14 protein-coding genes are annotated in these 14379 nt (G+C 63.3%); 6 read left to right on the top strand and 8 right to left on the bottom strand.

Going from position 1 to position 14379, the window contains the following annotated elements; genetic code table 11:
* Window positions 1-62 precede the first annotated feature (62 nt).
* Window positions 63-1334, top strand: coding sequence for an Hsp70 family protein (locus AC0ZZU_RS03070; protein WP_476338965.1), 1272 nt, complete (start codon window positions 63-65; stop codon window positions 1332-1334).
* 3 nt (window positions 1335-1337) lie between these two features.
* Here the strand turns inward: AC0ZZU_RS03070 and AC0ZZU_RS03065 are convergent, their stop codons facing one another.
* Both AC0ZZU_RS03065 and AC0ZZU_RS03060 read right to left on the bottom strand, forming a co-directional pair.
* Window positions 1338-2345, bottom strand: a complete 1008-nt coding sequence (locus AC0ZZU_RS03065; protein WP_476338963.1) for an AI-2E family transporter — start codon at window positions 2343-2345, stop codon at window positions 1338-1340.
* Between the two features lie 89 nt (window positions 2346-2434).
* Window positions 2435-3325, bottom strand: a complete 891-nt coding sequence (locus tag AC0ZZU_RS03060; RefSeq protein WP_476338961.1) for a lipase family alpha/beta hydrolase — start codon at window positions 3323-3325, stop codon at window positions 2435-2437.
* 122 nt (window positions 3326-3447) lie between these two features.
* Between AC0ZZU_RS03060 and osmE the strand changes: the two genes are divergently transcribed.
* Together osmE and AC0ZZU_RS03050 are read left to right on the top strand one after the other, a co-directional pair.
* On the top strand, window positions 3448-3789 hold the full coding sequence (gene osmE / locus AC0ZZU_RS03055) for an osmotically-inducible lipoprotein OsmE (RefSeq protein ID WP_158461070.1): 342 nt from the start codon (window positions 3448-3450) through the stop codon (window positions 3787-3789).
* A gap of 41 nt (window positions 3790-3830) precedes the next feature.
* Window positions 3831-4361 carry a ferritin-like domain-containing protein gene (locus tag AC0ZZU_RS03050; RefSeq protein WP_158461069.1) on the top strand — a complete coding sequence of 177 codons (531 nt, stop codon included), beginning with the start codon at window positions 3831-3833 and terminating at the stop codon, window positions 4359-4361.
* Window positions 4362-4520: 159 nt separating this feature from the next.
* On the opposite strand, the gene AC0ZZU_RS03045 is transcribed toward AC0ZZU_RS03050, so the two are convergent.
* A complete protein-coding gene (locus tag AC0ZZU_RS03045) occupies window positions 4521-6578 on the bottom strand; it encodes an AsmA family protein (RefSeq protein WP_476338958.1) in 2058 nt (685 codons plus the stop codon).
* A gap of 262 nt (window positions 6579-6840) precedes the next feature.
* Between AC0ZZU_RS03045 and AC0ZZU_RS03040 the strand changes: the two genes are divergently transcribed.
* From AC0ZZU_RS03040 to AC0ZZU_RS03030, 3 genes are all read left to right on the top strand, one after another.
* Window positions 6841-7251: a phage infection protein gene (locus AC0ZZU_RS03040; protein WP_476338956.1), complete on the top strand. Its 411-nt coding sequence runs from the start codon at window positions 6841-6843 to the stop codon at window positions 7249-7251.
* A gap of 123 nt (window positions 7252-7374) precedes the next feature.
* The gene (locus AC0ZZU_RS03035; RefSeq protein ID WP_476338954.1) at window positions 7375-8007 is read left to right on the top strand and encodes a TetR family transcriptional regulator; all 633 of its coding nucleotides are present in this window, start codon (window positions 7375-7377) and stop codon (window positions 8005-8007) included.
* 74 nt (window positions 8008-8081) lie between these two features.
* A complete protein-coding gene (locus tag AC0ZZU_RS03030; RefSeq protein WP_476338952.1) occupies window positions 8082-9191 on the top strand; it encodes an AGE family epimerase/isomerase in 1110 nt (369 codons plus the stop codon).
* A 3-nt stretch (window positions 9192-9194) separates the two neighbouring features.
* Here the strand turns inward: AC0ZZU_RS03030 and AC0ZZU_RS03025 are convergent, their stop codons facing one another.
* The 5 genes from AC0ZZU_RS03025 to AC0ZZU_RS03005 form a co-directional block, all read right to left on the bottom strand.
* The gene (locus AC0ZZU_RS03025; protein ID WP_476338950.1) at window positions 9195-9962 is read right to left on the bottom strand and encodes an SDR family oxidoreductase; all 768 of its coding nucleotides are present in this window, start codon (window positions 9960-9962) and stop codon (window positions 9195-9197) included.
* Between the two features lie 575 nt (window positions 9963-10537).
* On the bottom strand, window positions 10538-11254 hold the full coding sequence (locus AC0ZZU_RS03020) for an ABC transporter ATP-binding protein (RefSeq protein ID WP_476338948.1): 717 nt from the start codon (window positions 11252-11254) through the stop codon (window positions 10538-10540).
* The gene (locus AC0ZZU_RS03015; RefSeq protein WP_476338946.1) at window positions 11251-12126 is read right to left on the bottom strand and encodes an ABC transporter ATP-binding protein; all 876 of its coding nucleotides are present in this window, start codon (window positions 12124-12126) and stop codon (window positions 11251-11253) included. Before AC0ZZU_RS03015 ends, AC0ZZU_RS03020 begins: the two co-directional genes overlap by 4 nt.
* Window positions 12123-13406, bottom strand: coding sequence for a high-affinity branched-chain amino acid ABC transporter permease LivM (gene livM / locus AC0ZZU_RS03010; RefSeq protein WP_476338944.1), 1284 nt, complete (start codon window positions 13404-13406; stop codon window positions 12123-12125). Before livM ends, AC0ZZU_RS03015 begins: the two co-directional genes overlap by 4 nt.
* A 2-nt stretch (window positions 13407-13408) precedes the next feature.
* A complete protein-coding gene (locus tag AC0ZZU_RS03005) occupies window positions 13409-14323 on the bottom strand; it encodes an ABC transporter permease subunit (protein ID WP_476338942.1) in 915 nt (304 codons plus the stop codon).
* Window positions 14324-14379 lie beyond the last annotated feature (56 nt).

The raw sequence follows: 14379 nt of genomic DNA, 5'->3' as shown, positions 1-14379 counted from the left end.
CTTGCTTCTGCTGGCCACTGGCATAAAATGCGCGGCCGTTTTGCCTCCGGAAGCTTTTCGTAATGTCAGACGTATCCCCGGCCCGCGCCTGCGGCATCGACTTCGGCACCTCCAACTCCACAGTCGGCTGGCACCGCCCAGGAGTCGAATCGCTGATCGCCCTGGAAGACGGCAAGATCACCTTGCCCTCGGTAGTCTTCTTCAATATCGAAGAGCGCCGGCCGGCTTACGGCCGCATGGCCCTGCATGAATACCTGGAAGGCTACGAAGGCCGCCTGATGCGCTCGCTCAAGAGCCTGCTGGGCTCCAAGCTGATCAAGCACGACACCAGCGTGCTGGGTACCGCCCTGCCGTTCAAGGACCTGCTGGGGATGTTCATCAGCGAGCTGAAGAACCGCGCCGAGGCCAACGCCGGCCGCAGCTTCGACCAAGTGGTACTGGGCCGCCCGGTGTTCTTCGTCGATGATGACGCCGCCGCCGACCAGGAAGCCGAGGACACCCTGGCCGAAGTCGCCCGCAAGATCGGCTTCAAGGATGTCTCGTTCCAGTACGAGCCCATTGCCGCGGCCTTCGACTATGAGTCGGGCATCGACCGGGAAGAGCTGGTGCTGATCGTCGACATCGGCGGGGGTACCTCGGACTTCTCCCTGGTGCGCCTGGCGCCCGAGCGTCACCTGCTCGACGATCGTCACAGCGACATTCTCGCCACCGGCGGCGTGCACATCGGCGGCACCGACTTCGACAAGCAGCTCAGCCTGCAAGGCGTCATGCCGTTGTTCGGCTACGGCAGCCGCATGAAGAGCCAGGCATTGATGCCGACCAGCTATCACCTGAACCTGGCCACCTGGCACACGATCAACTCGGTCTACTCGCAGAAATCCCAGCTGTCGCTGGGCAACATGCGCTATGACATCGAAGACACCCTGGGCATCGACCGCCTGTTCAAGCTGATCGACCAGCGCGCCGGGCACTGGCTGGCGATGGAAGTGGAAGCGAGCAAGATCGAGCTCACCGACGCCGAAAGCCGCCAGGTCGACCTTGGCCGTATCGAGCCTGCGCTCAGCATCGAGCTGACCCGCGGCCTGTTCGAGGACGCCATCGGCAGCCTGCTGGAACGCGTGCGCGGCAGCGTCACCGAACTGCTGGCCAAGGCCGACGTGAGCGTCGCCCAGGTCGACACAGTGTTCTTCACCGGCGGTTCCAGCGGCATCCCGGCCCTGCGCCAGAGCGTCGCGGCCATGCTGCCCAACGCCCGCCATGTCGAAGGCAACATCTTCGGCAGCATCGGCAGCGGGCTGGCGATCGAAGCGCGCAAGCGCTACGGCACCTGCTAGCAGCTAGACGAGCTCCACCCGCCGCAGCTCACTCTTCAGGTACGCGTAGTAGATCGGTCCTGCCACCACCCCTGGCAGGCCGAACGCGGCCTCGAACACCAGCATCGCCAGCAGCAACTCCCATGACTTGGCGCTGATCTGCCCACCCACGATGCGTGCGTTGAGAAAGTACTCGACCTTGTGGATCACGATCAGGTAACCCAGCGCGGCGACGGCCACCCAGATCGACAGTGACAGCCCGACGATAGTGATCAGTGTGTTGGAGATCAGGTTGCCGATCACCGGCAGCAGGCCAAGCAGGAAGGTCAGGACGATCAGCGTCTTGGTCAGCGGCAGGTGGACGTCGAACAGCGGGAAGATCACGGCCAGGAAGATGCCGGTGAAGAACGTGTTGAGCATCGATATCTTGATCTGCGCGAAGACGATGTTGCGAAACGCCTTCACCAGCAGGTTGAGACGGTCGAACAGCGCCGCGGCCAGGGGTTTTCGCCGGGTCAGGTCCGGGATTCGCTGCAAGGCGACGATGGCCCCGAGGATCATGCCGATCAGCAAGGTGACGAACATGTGCGCCGCGCCCTTGCCCACCAGTTGCAGCTCGCCCAGGTGCGTCTTGAGCCAGTCGCCGATGGCGACCTTGAACTCGGCGGCGCTGGCCGGCAGGTAGGCATCGATGAACGGCGGCAGCTGGCCGCGGGCCTGGTCGACCAGGATCATGAAGCGGTCCAGCGAGGCGCCGGGGTTTTCCGCCTCGTGCAACAGGAAGCTGAAGGCACCGGCAAACAGCAAGGTCAGGCTGCTGACCACCAGCGTGCCCAGCAGCGCCACCGCCAGCCAGCGCGCGCGCTGCCCGGCAATCAGGGGCTGCAGACGCGGCGTGAGCATGTTGACCAGCTCGAACACCAGCAGTCCGGCGAGCAGGCTTGGGAGCAATTTCAGCGGCAGGGCCAGCAACAGGCCGGTAAAGACAATGATCCAGCTGGCCAGGGTGATCTGGCGGGCAGTGAAGGTCATACAACCTCGGCAGGCAACTGCGGGAAAACGCGCAGTCTGCCAGCCTTCGCCGCGCAGGCATAGAGGGCGAGGTATCTCTGCTGCGGGCCTTACAGCCCTGCGGCCTTGAGCCGGGCCGCATGCTCGGTGAACAGCCGCACTGGTTCGGCACCCTTGCCTACCGCCCCGAGCGACTGGTTGACGATATCCAGGTGATCCAGCGGGTAATCGTCACCAATCACCTGGCCCAGATGCGAACTGAAGCGCCCCACCATGCCGTCACACTGCCCAGGCTCCTTGACGAAACTCCGGGCAAACAGTCGGCAGAAGCGATTGCTGCCATCGTAGCGGTTTCGGCCCTGGTCAGTGAGCCCCGGCTGCAAGGTCCCGGACCATGAGTAGTATCGAACCCCATCGACCTCGGCCGGCCCTTCCCCACCCCATACCGTGGGCAGGCCCTGTGGATAAGCCTGGTTGAACAGCGCAGCCCCCGCACTCGTCAGGGCCTGGTGCGAGGCATGCACATCGATGGGCAGACGCTCGCGGCGCCAGCCGGTTTCCAGCCAACCCATCAGGATGCCCAGGCCATGCAGCAGCGCCTTGAGCACGCGACCCTGGGACGAATCCCCTGGCGCCTTGCGTTCCAGGTAATCGGCCAGCTCCGAGCCGTGGTTCGGGCCGGCGATCGAGGTAACCGATGCGACCCGGTCCGGGCGTTTGGCCGCCGCGTAACGTGCTGTCAGGGCGCCCTGGCTGTGACCTAGCAGGTTGACCCGGGGGGCACCGGTGCGCTGGCAGATGTCTTCGATGATTGCCAGCAGCTGCTCACCACGCACCGCCTCGCCGTGCAGAGGCGAGACCTGCACCGGGAACACCTGCGCCCCGCCTTGGCGCAGGGCAGGGACGATGCCGAACCAGTAGGGGTACAGCACCAGACGCACGAAGCCGAGCATGCCCGGCACCAGCACCAGTGGATAACGCGTGGCCAGATCCTCGTGCATCGCTGCTCCTCCCACCCAGTGGCCAGTCGCCAACATTACGGGCTGGAATGCCAGCCCGCAATCGAACTCCTGACGCGCCGCGCGGTTCCAACCTGAACGAACCCTGAGCAAGGAGCGGGACCATGTACAAGCAGACCCTGGCAATCCTTCTGGCCAGCGCCACCCTGGCAGCCTGCGGCAGCCGCCCGGAAAACCCGGTGGACTATGTCACCTACCGTGACCAGCCCCTGGTCAAGCAGGTCGAGCATGGCATGACGATGCAGAAAGTCATCGCCATCGGCGGCAGCCCGTCCTTCGTCATCGATTTGCCGAACGGGGGCACCTGCAACGACTACATCCTCAACCGCGACGGCAAGCAGCAACCTTACTACGTGCGTTTCGACGCTACGGGCCATGTCGATGCCAAAGGGTTCAAGACCTGCAAACAACGCGAAGAGGACAGGCAAGCCGCCCCCGGCGCCTGATTCTCTCGAATCACCGTGATTATCCCGACTGGAGACAGAACATGAGCAACGCTGAACTGACCGACGTACAGACCCTGCGCGCCCGTGCGCGCCAGCACGTCGAACAAGGCGCCGTGACCGAAGGCTATACCGCCGACCGTCAGGAGATCCTGCGTCTGCTGAATGAATCGCTGGCCACCGAGCTGGTCTGCACCCTGCGCTACAAGCGCCACTACTTCATGGCCAGCGGTATCAAGGCCAGCGTCGCCGCCGATGAGTTTCTCGAGCACGCCAATCAGGAGATGGAGCATGCGGACCGTTTGGCCGAGCGCATCGTCCAGCTGGGTGGCGAGCCTGATTTCAACCCCGACAACCTGAGCCGCAACTCACATGCCCAGTATGTCGCCGGTGCCACGCTCAAGGAGATGGTGCTGGAAGACCTGGTGGCCGAACGGATCGCGATCGACAGCTACCGCGAGATCATTCGCTATATCGGCGAGCAGGATCCCACGACTCGACGCATTTTCGAGGACATCCTGGCGCAGGAAGAAGAGCACGCCGACGATATGGCGGATTTGCTGCAAGGGCTGTGATGACCTGACGGCTTGCCATGAAAAAGGCCAGCATTGCTGGCCTTTTTCATGGGCGGGTGCTTTGTGGTGATGCTGAGGCCTTGTGGCGCCCATGAGATCGAGCGGCGCCGCGCGGGCGGCGCTCGATCTCATGGGCGCCACAAGGCCCCAAGCGCCCCCTCAGTTCTTGACCTCCCGCGGTGCCTTGCCCGCCTTCATCCGCTGGAGCAGCGGCGTGCACTGGTTGGGCTCTCCACCACTCGGGGCGATCAGCGCCAGCAGGCCGGCCGCAGGGCCTACGGTGACCCCCAGCGCAATCATCCCGGCCCCGCGCAGCGCCAGGGGCACGGCCTGTACGCCTGCACTCGGCTTGGCGAAGGATCCGCGGACGTAGAGCGGCGAGCGCAAGGAGAACAGCCGCAGACCCTTGGACTCAGGGGCGATCTTCAAGTCCAGCTTCTCGGTGGCGAAGTTGGCGGTGCCATCGACGTAGATGATGGCGTTCTCGGTGTCGAACAGGAACAGTCGAGTGGTAGCCAGTCCATCCTTGATGCCGACGTCGGCCGCCGCGCAATTGATCTTCACTTCTTCATCACCGAACAGTTTGTCGACCACATAGTTGCCCACGTTGAGCCCGGCAATCTCCATGAGGCTGCCACTGATCGCACCGTCGTTGATCAACAGGCGCAGGTCGCCGCTGGAGGTGGCGAGCAACGCCGCGACCGAGTTGCCGCGGCCTGTAAGGTCGGCGTCGCCATTCAGTTCGCCAAAGCTGGTCTGCATCGGCGCGAACGTCGGGAACAGCTGCTTGAGCTTGAAACCACGGGCGGTCAGCTCCGCGCGTCCTTGCAATGGCACGCTGCGGCCGTCGAGACGAATGCGGGCGTCAAGCTTGCCACCCGCCACGCCGAAGCGCAGCGGTGCCAGCCGCAACAGGCCATCCTCGAGCAGCACATGGGCAGACAGGTCGTTGAAGGGCAACTCCTCGCTGTGGACGATGCGCTTGCCGCTGAAGGTGACGTCGGCGTCCATGGCGCGCCAGCGCTCGGCGCGGAACTCCTCGACCGGCAGCACCTTGTCGGTGGGCTGCTTGCTAGCGCCGCCGCGGGCCTTCTGCTCGGCGTTGGAGTCTGCGCCAATCAGCGGGGCCAGGTCCTTGAACAGCAACTGGTTGGACACCAGCTTGCCAGTCAGCTTGGGTCGGGGCTGGCTGGACACGAAAGCCAGGTCGCCATGGATATCACTGTCGCCGATCTTGCCGTTGAAGCCTTCGTAGCGGAAGGTCGCGCCTTTCGGGTCGTGCAGGTTGGCGAGCAGGTGTCCATCGGTGGAATAGGCCGGAGAATCAGGCAGGGTCACGCCAGTGAGCGGATACAGATTGCCAAGGCTCGCACCCGACAGGCGCAGACGCAAATCGAGGGCGCCCAGGTTGCGTGGGTCAGTCAGCGTGCCAGCGAGCACCACATGAGTGTCGGCGATGCGCACGTCGGCCTGCAGGGGGAACGGCTGGGAGGCATCCTGCAGCGCCAGCAGGCCACCGATCTTGCCGTTACCCGACAGCGGCTGGCCTTTGTAGCGGCCCTCGAATTTCAGGCCGAAGGCATAGTCCTGGGCACCACCGGCTTTTTCAGCGCTGGCCTTGCCGACGATATCGCTGAACGGAATTGGCTTGCCGAGCGGATCGATCTGCACCTTGACGCTGCTTTTCAGGGTCTGGTCGTCAAAGCTGACATTGCCTTGGTCGAAGCCGATGGCGCCGATGTCCAGTACCCATTTGGAAGGCTCGGCGTTTTCGTCCTTGGGCCCGAAGTCGAAATTCCAGTTGGCGCGGCCATCGGCCAGGCGAGTGAGGCTGGCCGTGGGCTTGGTGAGGTCGATGCGCGGGATGACGATCTGCTGGAAGATCAGCGGCAGGGGCGACAGGCGGAACTCGACGTGCTCAAGGCCGACCATCTGCGGTTCCTTGAGCCAGTCAGGGTTGCCCAGCGTCAGATCATCGGCGATGAACCTGGGCCATGGCACCCAGGCGCGCCAGCCGCCCTCTTCGGGCTCACGTTGCCATTTCACGTCAAGGTTGCCATTGATGGCGAAGGGCCGATTCAAGGCCTCGGAGACCTTCTCGTTGAGGATCGGCTTCACGCGGTTCCAGTCGAACGTGGCGATGACCACCACCAGCACGGCGACCAGCACGAGCAGGGTGGCGAAAATCCAGGAAATGATTCTGGCGGGGCGCGTCATTGCGTAATTCTCCTGATGACTGCATGGCACACAGTATGTCGGACTGATGAAAGGCCGCTGGGTTTAATCGGGCCGCACGATAACGGGGCTTTTCTTCGCTTTCTGCGCGCTCACTGCCTGCAAAGCACTGGCCTAGACAGCCCTAGGACCAGTATCAATAACGTCGATGGTTACCATTACCGCTATGAACTTCCCTGCGCAGCCACCAGGCGTAGCATTGCCCTCGTACCCACTTTCCAGCGTCCCCCGAGGAGCACTGATCATGAAACGCCAATTGCTGCTGAGCCTGTCCCTGTCCATCCTGGCCGCCAATGCCTTTGCCCTGCCAGCTGCCGACCTGCACCTGACCGCCGAATCCCGTTCCGGCTCGACCGAAATCTCCCAACCGCTGAAAACCGTCGCCGAAGGGGGTTCGGACCGCCTGATCGAACGTAACGACCGCGTCGCCGAAGGTGGCTCCGACCGCCTGATCGAACGTAACGACCGCGTCGCCGAGGGTGGCTCCGACCGCCTGATCGAGCGTAACGACCGTGTCGCCGAAGGTGGCTCCGACCGCCTGATCGAGCGCAGCGAACGCCTGGCCGAGGGTGGCTCGGACCGCCTGATCGAGCGCAGCGAACGCCTGGCCGAGGGTGGCTCGGACCGCCTCATCGAAAACAGCCGTGCGAGCTGATCTCCATGCCTGAAAACCGCACGCCACCCTGTCTTAGCGAACCCCCTCCCGAGCCCGGTCCATTGACCGGGCTCCGTTTTTTTATCTAGAGTGCTGGCCCGTACCGCCATCGATACCTGACCCATGTTGCCGCGTGCCGAACAGAAGCTACAGACCCGCCAGGCCTTGCTCGATGCTGCCTGCCAGCTGATGGAGAGTGGCCGGGGCTTTGGTGGCATCAGCTTGCGAGAAGTCGCAAGGACAGCGGGCATAGTGCCCACGGGCTTCTATCGCCACTTCACCGACATGGATGCGCTGGGCCTGGCCTTGGTCGGTGAGATCGATGCGACGTTCCGCCAGACCATCCGCCTGGTACGGCAGAACGAATTCGAGCTGGGCGGGATCACCGATGCTTCCGTGCGGATCTTTCTCGACGTGGTCGCTGCCCACCGCGCGCAATTCCTGTTCCTGGCCCGCGAACAATATGGCGGATCCCAGGCCGTGCGCCAGGCAATCGGCCGGCTGCGCCAGGACATCAGCAGCGACCTTGCCACCGACCTGTCGCGCATGACGCGCTGGAAACACCTGGACACCGACGCACTGACGGTAATGGCGGACCTGGTGGTCAAGACTGTGTTCGCCACCCTGCCCGAGCTCATCGACAGCCCGCCACCAGGCGACCCGCAGATGATCAGCCCGCAAGAGAAGATCACTCAGCAACTGCGCTTCATCTTCGTCGGGGCGCGGCACTGGCAGGGGTTGCGCCACCCCGCCTAGGCCGGGCGCCGGAAGTTAAGGCGGCACATTCCTGCTACCATTGCGCGCATTGCCCGATAGCGACGAGCGCTTCCATGTCTGACCCCCGCCCTTCCCTGCCTGAACTGCACACCCGCCTCGACCGATTCAGCCGGCACCTTGCCGAGCGCATCGTGCCGCTGTGGCAAGGCCCAGGCTGGAACGCGGACCTGGCACTGCCTTTCGAGGCGCTCGACGACCAGCAGCAGCCATTGCCGGTGCAGCGCTACCGGGCCATGGCCTGTGCGCGCCAGCTCTACCTGTTCAGCAGCCGCATCGAGCAGCCTGGCGCTGCAGAATGGGCTGCAGCGCTGTTCCGCTCCCTGCGCCGGCATTTTCACGACGCCGAGCACGGCGGCTGGTTCTACAGCATCGACGCCCAGGGCCAGCCGCTGGACCGGCGCAAGGACCTGTACACCCACGCCTTCATCGTCTTTGCCTGCGCCCATTACTGGGGCAAGGTCCACGAGCCGCTGGTCGAGTCCACCCTCGATGCGGCGCTCAGCGTCGTGACCGAGCGCTTCGGACGCGACGATGGCCTGTTCGAGGCGAGCCTGGGCGAGGACTGGTCGGACCTGGGCAGCGGTCCGCTGCAAAACCCGCAGATGCACCTTGCCGAGGCCTTCCTGCAGGTGCTGGCGGTGCGCGACGACGCTGCGGTGCAGGCGAGCGTGGAGCAACTGTGCGGCGCCCTGCAGGCACATTTCATCGACCCGCAGCTCGGCGTGATGCTGGAAAAGCCTCTCGGGGCTGTGGATAACTGGTTCGAGCCCGGCCATCAATTCGAGTGGTTCTACCTGCTGGAGACCTCGCAACTGTTGCGCGGTAGTCCGCTGCACGCTTCGATCAGCCGCGCCTTCACCCACGCCGAAACGCTCGGTGTGAAGGACACGGCGGTGCTGGCGATGCTTGCGCTGGAGGGTCAGGTTCTCGACGCCACCCAGCGTATCTGGGCACAGGCCGAGTACCTGCGCGCCCTGGCATTGCGCCCGGGTAGCGAGGCCAGCCTGCTGGTGCAACTGGCCGCGCTTGAAGATCGCTTTCTACATCCCGGCGGTTGGCACGAGTGCCGGGACGCCAGCGGCGCGGTCAGCCGGCATGACATGCCGTCGACCACGCCCTATCACCTGGCAACCTGCCTCGAAGGCTTGCAGCGCCTGGCCTGAGGATCACTCCTTGACGGAGCGGTCGATGGCGAACCCAGCCCACGACTGGCTCACCGGCATCAGCTCCAGGCTGTTGATGTTGATGTGCGCCGGTTGGTTGAGAATCCAGAAGACCGTCTCGGCAATGTCCTGCGGCTGGATCGCTTCGGCGCCCGCGTAGGTGGCGTCGTAGCGCGACTGGTCACCGCCGAAGCGCACCAGCGAGAACTCGCTTTCGCACAGGCCCGGCTCGATGTTGCTGACCCGTACGCCAGTGCCCTGCAGGTCGCAACGCAGGCTTAGCGAGAATTGCCCGACAAACGCCTTGGTTCCGCCGTACACATGGCTGCCCGGATACGGGTAGTTGCCTGCCACCGAACCCACATTGAGGATGGTCGCCCCGCGCCCATGGGCAATCAGCCGTGGCAGCAACAGACGGGTGCTGAACATCAGGCCCTTGATGTTGGTGTCGACCATGGTTTCCCAGTCGTCCAGGTCGCATTTCTGCGCAGGGTCGGCGCCCAGTGCCAGGCCCGCGTTGTTGATCAGGCCGCGCAGCTTCGCGAATTCGGGCGGCAACGAGGCGATGGCCTGTTCCATGGCCTTGCGGTCCCGCACGTCCACCACCAGGCCGTGCACCTTGGTAATTGCAGAAAGCTCGGCGCACAGGGCATCCAGGCGTTCCTGGCGGCGACCGGTAAGCACCAGCGACCAGCCTGCTTCGGCAAAGCGCCGCGCGCATGCCTCGCCAAAACCGGAAGTCGCGCCCGTGATGAATACAGTGGAAGTCATGCTTATCTCCTTCGCAGTGGTGTTGCCGTCGGCAGGCCTTGCAGCATGCCCGCCGACGGCGGCGCCAGCAAGCACTCGCAACCGCTGATCAAAAAACGTACAAGGCAGCAAGAGGCCCGTGCCAGAGGGCCTGCCGCAGGGTATGCGCATGTTATCCACAGGGCTTTCCCCACGGATTGGGGGCAAGTCGGGGGGGTGGACAGCCAAGAGCGCCCAGGTGATGGCGCAAGGCTTTCATTCATGCCGCGTGCAGCCGTCTGTCCAAGGCTTTCCCACAGATTTATCCACAAGCGTTACGTGGCACTCTGCGAGGCCCGGCGACAGCCTGATATGAGGAAAGAACCCATCTCCCGAGTGCTGTTGATCAAAAAAAAACCAATCCGCTACAAGCCTTGCTTACCGTGGCCTGCAGACACATGCCACCACGTTTTCCACAGCCAGCCACACACGATCCGTGGACAACTTCACAGTTGTGGAAACAAGGACTTATTCAGGCCTTTTGCAGCAGTACCGCAGAAGGGTGCGACAAGTTGTCCACATTCTGGAATCCACCCTCCCTTCCATCGAGTAGAGCCTCAATGCCCGCCCAGATACGCGTTGCGTACCTCTTCGTTCACCAGCAGCTCCTGTCCCGTCCCGGTCATGCGGATCTGCCCGTTGACCATTACATACGCCCGGTCCGACAGCTTGAGCGCATGGTTGGCATTCTGCTCCACCAGGAAGATGGTCATGCCCGTCTGCGCCAGCTCCCGCAACGTGGCGAAGATCTGCTTGACCACGATCGGCGCCAACCCCAGCGAGGGTTCGTCCAACAGCAGCAACTTGGGGCGGCTCATCAAGGCGCGGGCGATGGCCAGCATCTGCTGCTCGCCTCCCGACATGGTCATGGCGCGCTGGTTACGGCGCTCCTTGAGCCGGGGAAACAGCTCGTACATGCGCTGCATGTCCTCGCTGGCAAACTTGTCGCCGATGGGGATGGTGCCCATCATCAGGTTCTCTTCCACCGTCATGTCAGGAAATACCCTGCGTCCTTCCGGGGACTGGGCGATGCCGTTCGAGGCGATGTAGTGCGATGACTTGCGGGTGATGTCAGTGCCCCGGTAGACAATCTGCCCGCCAGCCGCGCGCGGCTGGCCGAAGATCGACATCAGCAGGGTCGACTTGCCAGCCCCGTTGGAGCCGATAAGGCTGACCGTCTCGCCCTCGTTGATGTGCATCGATACCTTTTTCAGGGCCTGGATCGGCCCGTAGAAAACGTCCAGCTCGCGGAGCTCGAGAATGGGTGCGCTCATACCAGTTCCTCTTCGTCGGCACCCAGGTAGGCGGCGATCACCGTCGGGTTGTTGCGGATATCCTGCGGCGCGCCTTCGGCGATCACGTTGCCGTGGTCGAGCACCACAATGTGGTCGGAGATGCTCATGACCATGCCCATGTCGTGCTCGATCAGCACCACCGTCATATCGTGCTCGTCTCGCAACACTCGGATCATCCGGCTCAGGGCTTCGGTCTCGTGCGGGTTGAGGCCGGCCGCCGGCTCGTCGAGGCAAATGATCTGCGGACGCGTGCACATGGCCCGGGCTATCTCCAGACGCCGTTGCTGGCCGTAGGACATCTCGCCCGCCAGGCGGTTGGCACAGTCGACCAGGTCGACTACCTCGAGCCAGTAGAACGCGTGGTCCAGCGCATCGCTCTCGGCCTTGCGATAGGCCTTGGTGTTGAGCACGCCGGCAAGCAGGTTGCGGTTGACCCACATGTGCTGCGCCACCAGCAGGTTCTCGACCACCGACATTTCCCGGAACAGGCGGATGTTCTGGAAAGTACGCGCCAGCCCGGCCCGGTTCACCAGGTGAGTGCCGCCGAACATCTTGTAGTACAAGCGGCTGCCGAGGGTCTTGGGAGACACGAAATCCGTCGCCTGGAAGCGCTCGCCCAGCAGCTGGATGACGTCGGTCTTCTGCCCACGCATGTTCAGCTCGATGCGCCCGCCGCTGGCCTTGTAGAAGCCGGTCAGGCAGTTGAATACCGTGGTCTTGCCGGCACCGTTGGGGCCGATCAGGGCGAAGATGTCGTTGCGCCTGACCTTGAGGCTGACATCACTGAGCGCCTTGATACCACCAAAATGCATCATCAGGTTGTCGACCGACAGAATGATATCGTCGCTCATGGCGCCACTCCTTTACGCGGGACTACACCGCTGCGGCTGATACGGATCAGCCCGCGCGGCCGCCAGATCATCATCAGCACCATCAGCACGCCAAACAGCAGCACCCGGTATTCGGAGAAGCTGCGCAGCAGCTCCGGGGCCACGGTCAGCACGAAGGCAGCGATCACCACGCCCACGGTCGAGCCCATGCCGCCAAGTACCACGATGGCCAAAATCAGCGCCGATTCGAAGAAGGTGAACGACGACGGGTTCACGAAGCCTTGGTAGGTGGCGAAAAACACCCCGGCGAGCCCTGCGGTGGAAGCACCGAGGGTAAACGCCGAGAGCTTGACCAGCACATGGTTCAGGCCCATCGAACGGCATGCGATCTCGTCCTCGCGCAGGGCTTCCCATGCCCTGCCCACGGGCATGCGGGTCAGCCGGTGCTTGATGTACAGCACGGCCAGCACCACCAGGAACAGCACGATGTAGATGAACAGGAATTTCAGGTTGGGGTTGTAATCGATGCCGAAGAACTCATGAAATGGCACCCCGCCATCCTTGGCCCGGCGGCCGAATTCCAGCCCAAGGAAGGTCGGCGACGGCGCTGGCATGCCGTTCGGGCCACCGGTGAACGACAACCAGTTGTTGAGTATCAGCCGGATGATCTCGCCAAAGCCCAGGGTGACGATCGCCAGGTAGTCGCCATGCATGCGCAACACCGGAAAGCCCAGGATGCAGCCGGCCAGCGCTGCGGCAATCGCGGCCAGGGGCAGCACGCTCCAGAAGCCCAGGCCGAGATACTGGTATCCCAATGCCAGGCCGTAGGCACCGATGGCGTAGAACGCCACGTAGCCCAGGTCGAGCAAGCCTGCCAGGCCGACCACGATGTTCAGGCCCAGGCCCAGCAGCACATAGATCAGGCCGAGGATGACCACGGTGAGCAGGTACTTGTTGGCGAAGATCGGGAAGACGATGGCGATCACGATCAGCGCCGGGATGATCCAGCGCAGACGCGACTTGTAGTCCGGCGCCAGCACATGCACGCCCGAGCCGCCACTGTCGAAGCCCTGGAGCATGCGCTGGCCGGTGCCGGTCTGCAGGAACAGGCTGAGCACGAAACGCCCGATCATCACCCCGCCAACCAGCATGACCACTCGCCGCGGCTCGGCGATGAAGCTGTAGCCGTCGAGCACCACGCCCACCACCGGGCCAAAGACGATCAATGCCAGGAAGCCCGCGACAATGGTTTCCACCAGGCTGCGTTTGATATCGAAACCAGAAGTTTTGGCAGCTGACATGTTCACACCTTCGCCACGAGAGGACGGCCCAGCAAGCCTTGGGGCCGGAAGATCAGGATCAGTACCAGCAGCGAGAAGCTGAACACGTCCTTGTAGTCAGAGTTGATCATCCCGGAGAACAGCGACTCGGAAATGCCCAGGATGATCCCACCGAGCATGGCCCCCGGCAGCGAGCCGATGCCGCCTAGCACTGCGGCCGTGAAAGCCTTGATGCCGATGATGAAGCCGGCGTAGAAGTCGAAGGTGCCGTAGTTCATGGTGATCAATACGCCCGCCAGCGCGGCCATTACCGCACCGATCACGAACACGTAGGAAATCACCCGGTCGGTGTTGATGCCCAGGATCGACGCCATCTTGCGGTCTTGCTGGGTGGCGCGGCACATGCGGCCGAGCTTGGTGAACTTGATCACGTAGGTGAGCAGGCCCATGCCGACGAACGCGGCGATGAGGATGAAGATCTTGGTATAGGTCAGTTGCACGAAGCCGGTGCCGACCTCCATGCGCCAGGCGCCTTCGAGCAGGGTCGGCACGCCTTGCTGGCGGGCGCCCTGGCTGATCTGCGCGTAGTTCTGCAGGATCAGGGAAATACCGATGGCACTGATCAGCGGTGCCAGCCGGGTAGAGTTGCGCAGTGGCTTGTAGGCGATGCGTTCGATGGTGAAACCATAGACGCCGGTGACGACGATGGTGAACAACAGCGTGCCGAGCATCAGCAGCGGGAAGGACTCGACGCCGAAGTAGGCCAGCAATGCCAGGCTGATCGCCGCGAGGTACGCGGAGATCATGTACACCTCGCCGTGCGCGAAGTTGATCATGCCGATGATGCCATAGACCATTGTGTAGCCGATGGCGATCAGACCATAGACAGACCCGAGGGTCAGCCCATTGATCAGTTGCTGCAGGAAAATACCATCCATAACGCAATCTCACCTGATTGAGATTGCACGTGCGCCGACTTCGCAAAGCCCTGGAC

It is taken from the genome of Pseudomonas sp. JE3303 (assembly GCF_056312565.1).
Note: the sequence above shows the minus strand (reverse complement) of the source record. Positions and strands in the feature narration are given on the sequence as shown.

Bases quoted from the DNA above. Each gene is read 5' to 3' on its own strand.
- AC0ZZU_RS03070 (WP_476338965.1), top strand. From the start codon at position 63: ATGTCAGACGTATCCCCGGCCCGCGCCTGCGGCATCGACTTCGGCACC.
- AC0ZZU_RS03065 (WP_476338963.1), bottom strand. From the start codon at position 2,345: ATGACCTTCACTGCCCGCCAGATCACCCTGGCCAGCTGGATCATTGTC.
- AC0ZZU_RS03060 (WP_476338961.1), bottom strand. From the start codon at position 3,325: ATGCACGAGGATCTGGCCACGCGTTATCCACTGGTGCTGGTGCCGGGC.
- osmE (WP_158461070.1), top strand. From the start codon at position 3,448: ATGTACAAGCAGACCCTGGCAATCCTTCTGGCCAGCGCCACCCTGGCA.
- AC0ZZU_RS03050 (WP_158461069.1), top strand. From the start codon at position 3,831: ATGAGCAACGCTGAACTGACCGACGTACAGACCCTGCGCGCCCGTGCG.
- AC0ZZU_RS03045 (WP_476338958.1), bottom strand. From the start codon at position 6,578: ATGACGCGCCCCGCCAGAATCATTTCCTGGATTTTCGCCACCCTGCTC.
- AC0ZZU_RS03040 (WP_476338956.1), top strand. From the start codon at position 6,841: ATGAAACGCCAATTGCTGCTGAGCCTGTCCCTGTCCATCCTGGCCGCC.
- AC0ZZU_RS03035 (WP_476338954.1), top strand. From the start codon at position 7,375: ATGTTGCCGCGTGCCGAACAGAAGCTACAGACCCGCCAGGCCTTGCTC.
- AC0ZZU_RS03030 (WP_476338952.1), top strand. From the start codon at position 8,082: ATGTCTGACCCCCGCCCTTCCCTGCCTGAACTGCACACCCGCCTCGAC.
- AC0ZZU_RS03025 (WP_476338950.1), bottom strand. From the start codon at position 9,962: ATGACTTCCACTGTATTCATCACGGGCGCGACTTCCGGTTTTGGCGAG.
- AC0ZZU_RS03020 (WP_476338948.1), bottom strand. From the start codon at position 11,254: ATGAGCGCACCCATTCTCGAGCTCCGCGAGCTGGACGTTTTCTACGGG.
- AC0ZZU_RS03015 (WP_476338946.1), bottom strand. From the start codon at position 12,126: ATGAGCGACGATATCATTCTGTCGGTCGACAACCTGATGATGCATTTT.
- livM (WP_476338944.1), bottom strand. From the start codon at position 13,406: ATGTCAGCTGCCAAAACTTCTGGTTTCGATATCAAACGCAGCCTGGTG.
- AC0ZZU_RS03005 (WP_476338942.1), bottom strand. From the start codon at position 14,323: ATGGATGGTATTTTCCTGCAGCAACTGATCAATGGGCTGACCCTCGGG.